Genomic DNA, 6,505 nt, shown 5'->3' with positions numbered 1-6,505 from the left:
CTCCTAAGAAATGTTATAATGCTGGTAAATTACGTTTAACTCGGCATTGATTATACCACCTAACTTATTGTTAATCAAGATGATATATCGTTTTTTTGCGATGCTTTTCTTAACTTAATGACATTGGTTTGCAACCTGAACCGATGAGTTTATGCGGATAATGGGGTTATGTACTGCGGTAAAACTCCAATGCTCAAATAACAAAATCCGTAACACTTTAGTCTTTTGAAAAAATAGGGAACAGGAGACCCACCTATAACCATTTCTTAATCAATCCCCAATGCAACGGTTGTGATCGTCACCACTCCCCAGGAAGTTGCCCTTCAGATGAAAAGGTAGAGATTTTCGGGACTGGCGGCGGAGAGAAGTTGAGTCAGGAAATGGGTGTCCCGCTCTTAGGAGCAATTCCTATTGACATTGAACTCAGAAAAGGCGCGGACAAGGGGATGCCTCTCATGGCAGGGACTCCAGGATCAAAGACCACCGAAGTGTTCGAGGAAATCGCAGGAAAAGTGGCGTCTTACACGAGTATGGTTGCCAAATAAAATGTGAATTTAAAAGAAACGATCATGGGCAGAAAGTTCCTTTTGGATATTGGCAATTCTCTCTCTGCAATTTTTCCATCTCAGCCTCGAACAACGGCCCGGCATCAATGGGACATACAATACACATTGTTTATAACGTAAACCCCGAAATGATACTGAAAGAAGTATCGAACATAATGCTTGCCAAGGATATTCACAGGGGTGGTAGTCCTGTCGGCTCAAAGTAGGAGAAAACCTGTCGGCTTGTTATCAGCCACTGATATTGTTAAAGAAGTCAGAAAAGTTAGGAGTGAATAAATGAAAGAGGCGATGTTTTATGAAAAGCTTGATGGGAAAGTCAGGTGTCGCCTGTGCAACCATTACTGCATGATTAAGGACGGCAAAAGGGGAATATGCGGTGTCCGGGAGAATCGAGATGGAAGTCTCTTTTCATTGGTTTATGGGAAATCAGTAGCAACCGGTATTGAACCCATCGAGAAGAAACCTTTCTTTAATTTTTATCCTGGGACAACGGCATATTCCATTGCAACAGTAGGCTGCAATTTCCGCTGCCTCAACTGCCAGAACTGGGAGATATCCCAGATGCCTAAAGGCGAGGAAGGTAACATTATCGGAGAAAAACTCCTGCCTGAAGAAATCGTGGCGAATGCAAAGGGGTCGGGTTGCAAAAGCATTGCTTATACCTATACAGAACCAACAATCTTTTTTGAATATGCTTATGACACGGCAAAACTTGCACATAAAGAAGGAATTAAGAACGTATTTGTTACCAATGGATATACAAGCGCCGAGGCCATCAGGGAAATTGCCCCATTCCTTGATGCTGCAAATGTGGACTTAAAAGGCTTCAGGGAAGATTTCTACCATAAGATGTGCGGTGCAAAACTCCAGCCTGTCCTCGACAATATACGACTCTACAGGGAACTTGGCATATGGGTTGAAGTCACGACCCTGATTATCCCTGGCTATAATGATGATGAAGAACAGCTCAGGGGAATAGCAGAATTTATTAAAGGCGTCGGTATAGACATTCCCTGGCATGTTACCGCATTTTATCCTGCATACAAGCTCCTTGATGTTTCTCTTACTCGTGTGGAATCTCTGCGGAATGCAAGAGAGATCGGCAAAAAAGCGGGATTGAGATATGTCTATGAAGGGAATGTCCCTGGCGAGGGCGGTGAGAATACTTACTGTTATAGTTGTGGAGAGACTGTTATAAAGAGATATGGTTTTGAAATTATAGAAAACATATTGATAGATGGGAAATGTCCGAAGTGCAAGAATCTGATTGATGGCGTTGGATTATAAAAACATCTTCTTGAATTAACGACTGAAGAAAGAGACCTACAATTATCTATTAAGATCGGCGAACTTACTGAAACAAGAGATGATGGGAGGTTTTATGACGAAAAATGTCTTTGATATTTTAACAGAGAAGTACGATGCCTGGTATGACTCAGAGGACGGCCGTCCCCTCTACGAGAGCGAGCTGAAATGTCTTAACCCCATGGTCGAAGCTTCTCCGAAACCTATCCTTGAAATCGGCGTCGGCACTGGAAGGTTTGCCATGCATTTCCCTGATGTTATTGGAATTGACCCCTCGCTGAATGCGCTCAAAATGGCGGGGAAAAGAGGGGCTAAAACTGTGCATTGTTATGGGGAGCATCTTCCATTTATTGAAGGAGATAGGGAATATGCTGCAAACAACAGGGCAGAAAATTTCAAGAATCAGGAGCACCTTGCTGCAAAGGCCTGATGGGCAACGAACGATTGAGGAACCGGTAGAAGGCTCTGCAAGAGATGCCGGGTTTCTCTGCATTGAAGTGAAAAAAATAAACTGAATTTCAATTTTCAAAAGAATATCTTTATTTGGCGTAGGAATAATTTTGAGTATAGCTGTTTATATGGGCATTGCCTTGTTGATTCCCGAATAATTAATTCCTTTACGGGAAAATGTCTTGGAATATAAAACCATGAAAGTCGCCAGTTTCAATGTTAACTCGATAAGGGCAAGATTGAAAATTGTCCTTGACTGCCTGGAGAAGGAATCGCCGGATGTGCTATGTCTCCAGGAGACAAAGGTGCTTGATAAAGATTTCCCAGGCAAGGCATTTGAGGATATGGATTATTATTCGGTATTCCGCGGACAGAAGTCATATAACGGGGTGGCCATTTTGAGCAAGACGCCGGTAGAAGATGTGAAAATAGGTTTTGATGAATACGAATCGGAAGGAGCACGCATAATTACAGCCACAATTAATAAGATTCCTGTTGTCAATACCTATGTGCCCCAGGGTTTTCACCCCCTATCAAAGAAATTCCGGGAAAAACTGGATTGGTTCCAGCGGCTGTACGATTATTTTGATGCATACTTTAAACCGAACAAGCCCCTGCTGTGGCTGGGAGACTTTAACGTCGCTCCAGAGCCTACTGATGTGTATGATCCGGCTCAACTGGAAGGACAAGTCGGTTTTCATCCAGACGAGCGGGCCGCTCTTAATCGCTTCCGGCAATGGGGGTTCACCGACGTTTTCCGGTTGCATCAACCTGGCCCTGGGCACTATACGTTCTGGGATTACAGGTTGAAAAATGCAGTTCTCAGGAACCTGGGCTGGCGAGTGGACCACATCTGGGCTACCCGGTTTCTGGCGGAGAAATCTACAAGGGCGTGGATTGATATCGAGTCAAGGCTTAAAGAAAAGCCATCTGACCATACATTGGTTATGGCAACATTCGAAATATAATCTCTCGGAAGAAAAGAAGTAAGAAGGAGTGTCATTATGAAAAATATTTTATTGCCGGCATGTTTTAAATAGTATGCATAGCGCTTTCGTATAATATGTTTGTGTGGGCAAAGGCTGAGTAAATGAAGGCGTTGATATATTTCAATCCATCCCTACTGTGGTTAATGGTTGGTTTGAGGGGTAGGGAAAAGATACAAAGGCCACTCTCTCGTCTGCAACGGAAGGGAATCAGGTTTATTAATGCGTCAGTGCAAAGAATAGATTTTGATGACAGGATAGTACATACTTCTGGGGGATCAGAACCTTTTGATTACCTTGTAATTGCCCTCGGGGCAAGCACCTTTCCTGAGAAGATACCTGGTTTTTCAGAAGCTGCCTGCAACCCAATTCTCTGTCGCGAGCAGTCAGACCGTAGCGCAAGCGAACACGCAGGCTTCGTTACGCTAAAAATACGATAGATGCGCCTCCTGGAGAGTGCGAAATCTGTAATCGCATAAGTAGAAAGAGAAAAACGGTAGAACTATGCAGTGTCGTCGGAGTTAAGTGTGACGGTATGACTGTAAAAGGTATATAAATGAACTTGGGAGGTCTCATTATTCAGGTTGATGACCGTAACGCAACAAGGAATTGTTACGGATAATAGGTATAAGTTAAGTATTGGGACACTTCCCGTATTTCAGAAGTTAATCTGGGAAGTGTCCTTCTACTCCCTCTACTCCTTTGAAAAAACAGATGCCTTAATTTTGTACATTTTTATATCGAAAATAAAATCTATCCGGAAAGGGTTAAAAAATGAGAAAGATAATAAAAATCCCTCTTATTGTTATTCCTTCGATGCTCATTGCCATTTTTTTGTTTTTTTCGTTCTTCATTAATTCTATTGTAAAGAAAGGTGTTGAGACCGTTGGTCCAAAATATACTCAAACACCCATAGAAATGAAGAAGGTAAACATATCACTTTTTTCCGGGAAAGGTGTGCTACAGGGACTTATTGTAATGAATCCGGAGGGCTTTAAAACAGCCTCTGCATTTGATCTCGGCAAGATTACCATAAATATCGAACCGATGTCTCTCTTTTCTGAAAAGGTCATTATCCGGGAGATATTTATTGAAGGACCTGAAATTACATATGAAACATCTCTCAAGGGAAGCAATATTGGTCAGATTAAAAAGAATATTGAGTCAGTATCTTCCGTTCCGGAAGATGAAGAACCAAAAGGGCCACCAAAAGAACAGAAAGAAAAGAAGGAACAAAAAAAGGTACAAATTGATAAATTTTTCCTTCAAAACGGAAAAATACATTTAAGTGCCACGGTGTTGCATGGGAAGACAATGGCTATCCCATTGAAAGAGATACAATTTACGGATATCGGCACTGAGTCTGACGGCAGTTTTCAAAAGGTTATTGAAAAGATTTTCGATGTGATATTCAAAGCGGTTATTGAAGCAGTAAAGAGTTCGGACAAAACCATAGGGAAGGGAATTGAGATATTAAAAGATTCAACCAAAGGCATTGAGGAAACCAAGAAAGAAGACATGTCTAAGATACTTGAGAAGCTGAAAAATTTGGTTGATGATAAAGATAAAAAGTAATGCTTTTGTGACCTCAGTTTATTTTCAATACTCTTGAAAACAATGTCAATTAATAGTTGAATAAAAAACACATTGTCTGTAAATACCATAGTGTATTTTGATAATTTAACACAATTATTTTAAAAACTGGAGATATAATTATGAAAAAGCCATTGATTATCATGTTTTTTATTGTAAGTATTACTTCGGTACATATTACAAATGGTTACGCAGGCTGGAAACCATCGGTAGAAGATGAATCAGTACAAGGAAAATCGTCACTGAACACTCAGGCAGAAGAGGTTATCAGTAATTTTAAAATTCATTATCCACATCTGACGCTTTATTTTGAAAAAGCTTACGGTTATGCGGTATTCCCTACTATTACGAAAGGAGGCATCGGTATAGGAGCAGCTCATGGCACCGGTGAAGTGTACGAGAAAGGTGAATTTATCGGTACTGTGAGTATGACACAGGTAACTATCGGTGTTCAGTTTGGCGGTCAAACATTCAGTGAAATCATATTTTTCAAAGACAAAGAAACCCTTGAGGATTTCAAGAAGGGAAACTTTAAACCCGGCGCGAGGGCCTCTGCTGTGGCTGCAACCGCAGGTACGTCCACGGATGCCGATTATGAACACGGTGTGGCAATCTTTACCCTGTCAAATAGTGGTCTGATGTTTGAGGCAACACTTGGGGGACAAAAATTCAATTTTAAACCAAAACCATAAATAGTTTCAATGACCTTTTTACCTGTCTTTGCACGCAGATAGGTTCGTATAGACAGAACGCTGCCAACATGTCTGCGTGCGTGCGCGGCACGAACAGCAAAACGAAGCTCGCAACCTCGAAAATGATCTACCAATTCCTCCTTGTCAGCAGACAGGTCTCTATTGCTCAAAGAACAAAAATGGAGTTCGCACGCAATTACTTAACCGGGCAATTATGAAAACATTGCCCCTCTTTCCCACGCTCCGCAGACAATTCCATCCCCTTAATCCCCCGCCAGCGGGGGACAGGCTTGCCATGTCTCTTGCAGCTTTCATGCCCTTGCGGGGTTGATCCTGGTACATTCCCGGTTTTTTGTGACTTCCGCCATGTTTTAATGAAACATTAACCCTGACAGCATTGTTTTGCCCCAATCCAATAAACGTTTACAAAAAATTGGGAATGCTTCCATTTGAAGAAGGCGTGATGCGGTGGCAGGAGATGTGTGTTTTTTACCATACGCAAACTCATCAACAGTATAAGGGCTGGCGGTGATTGTCCAAAAAACTACATTATTGCCTATGGATAAACCAACAAAGGCGCATTCGCACGTTGTCCATTAACCCAAAAGTAGACATCCATTTGTATATATGTATACACCCCAAAGAGGGTATTTTACAGAAGCATTATTTTTAATATACTCTGTGATAAGGAGGGTTGCCTGATTTTTTGTAACACTTTAGTTTTTTGAAAAAATAGGGGCGAGGCATTTGCCCGTTTTGGGTATGAACGCATTTATGACAATTTACGTAACTATTCAGCGTAAACATTACACGACGCCTGGCGGGTTCAGGTTTGCAACCTGAACCTATGAGTTTATGCGTATAATGGGGCAATGTACTGCGGTAAAATTCCAATGCCCAAATCCCAAAATCC

Annotated in this window: 7 protein-coding genes; all 7 read left to right on the top strand. The window is 41.7% G+C overall.

Features of this window, described 5'->3' with window-relative positions:
• Positions 1 to 368 precede the first annotated feature (368 nt).
• Positions 369 to 545 (top strand): P-loop NTPase, encoded by a 177-nt coding sequence (locus ABJL82_RS16330; RefSeq protein ID WP_347275772.1) that lies wholly within the window; start codon positions 369 to 371, stop codon positions 543 to 545.
• A gap of 297 nt (positions 546 to 842) precedes the next feature.
• On the top strand, positions 843 to 1,853 hold the full coding sequence (gene amrS / locus ABJL82_RS16325) for an AmmeMemoRadiSam system radical SAM enzyme (protein WP_347275771.1): 1,011 nt from the start codon (positions 843 to 845) through the stop codon (positions 1,851 to 1,853).
• Between the two features lie 94 nt (positions 1,854 to 1,947).
• Positions 1,948 to 2,301 carry a methyltransferase domain-containing protein gene (locus ABJL82_RS16320; protein ID WP_347275770.1) on the top strand — a complete coding sequence of 118 codons (354 nt, stop codon included), beginning with the start codon at positions 1,948 to 1,950 and terminating at the stop codon, positions 2,299 to 2,301.
• A gap of 202 nt (positions 2,302 to 2,503) precedes the next feature.
• Positions 2,504 to 3,289, top strand: coding sequence for an exodeoxyribonuclease III (xth, locus tag ABJL82_RS16315; protein ID WP_347275769.1), 786 nt, complete (start codon positions 2,504 to 2,506; stop codon positions 3,287 to 3,289).
• Positions 3,290 to 3,411: 122 nt separating this feature from the next.
• The gene (locus ABJL82_RS16310) at positions 3,412 to 3,747 is read left to right on the top strand and encodes an FAD/NAD(P)-binding oxidoreductase (RefSeq protein ID WP_347275768.1); all 336 of its coding nucleotides are present in this window, start codon (positions 3,412 to 3,414) and stop codon (positions 3,745 to 3,747) included.
• 334 nt (positions 3,748 to 4,081) lie between these two features.
• Positions 4,082 to 4,882 carry an AsmA family protein gene (locus ABJL82_RS16305; RefSeq protein ID WP_347275767.1) on the top strand — a complete coding sequence of 267 codons (801 nt, stop codon included), beginning with the start codon at positions 4,082 to 4,084 and terminating at the stop codon, positions 4,880 to 4,882.
• A 140-nt stretch (positions 4,883 to 5,022) separates the two neighbouring features.
• The gene (locus tag ABJL82_RS16300) at positions 5,023 to 5,592 is read left to right on the top strand and encodes a YSC84-related protein (RefSeq protein ID WP_347275766.1); all 570 of its coding nucleotides are present in this window, start codon (positions 5,023 to 5,025) and stop codon (positions 5,590 to 5,592) included.
• Positions 5,593 to 6,505 lie beyond the last annotated feature (913 nt).

Origin of the sequence: Candidatus Kuenenia sp., assembly GCF_039794105.1 — a bacterium.
GTDB lineage: Bacteria > Planctomycetota > Brocadiia > Brocadiales > Brocadiaceae > Kuenenia.
Note: the sequence above shows the minus strand (reverse complement) of the source record. Positions and strands in the feature narration are given on the sequence as shown.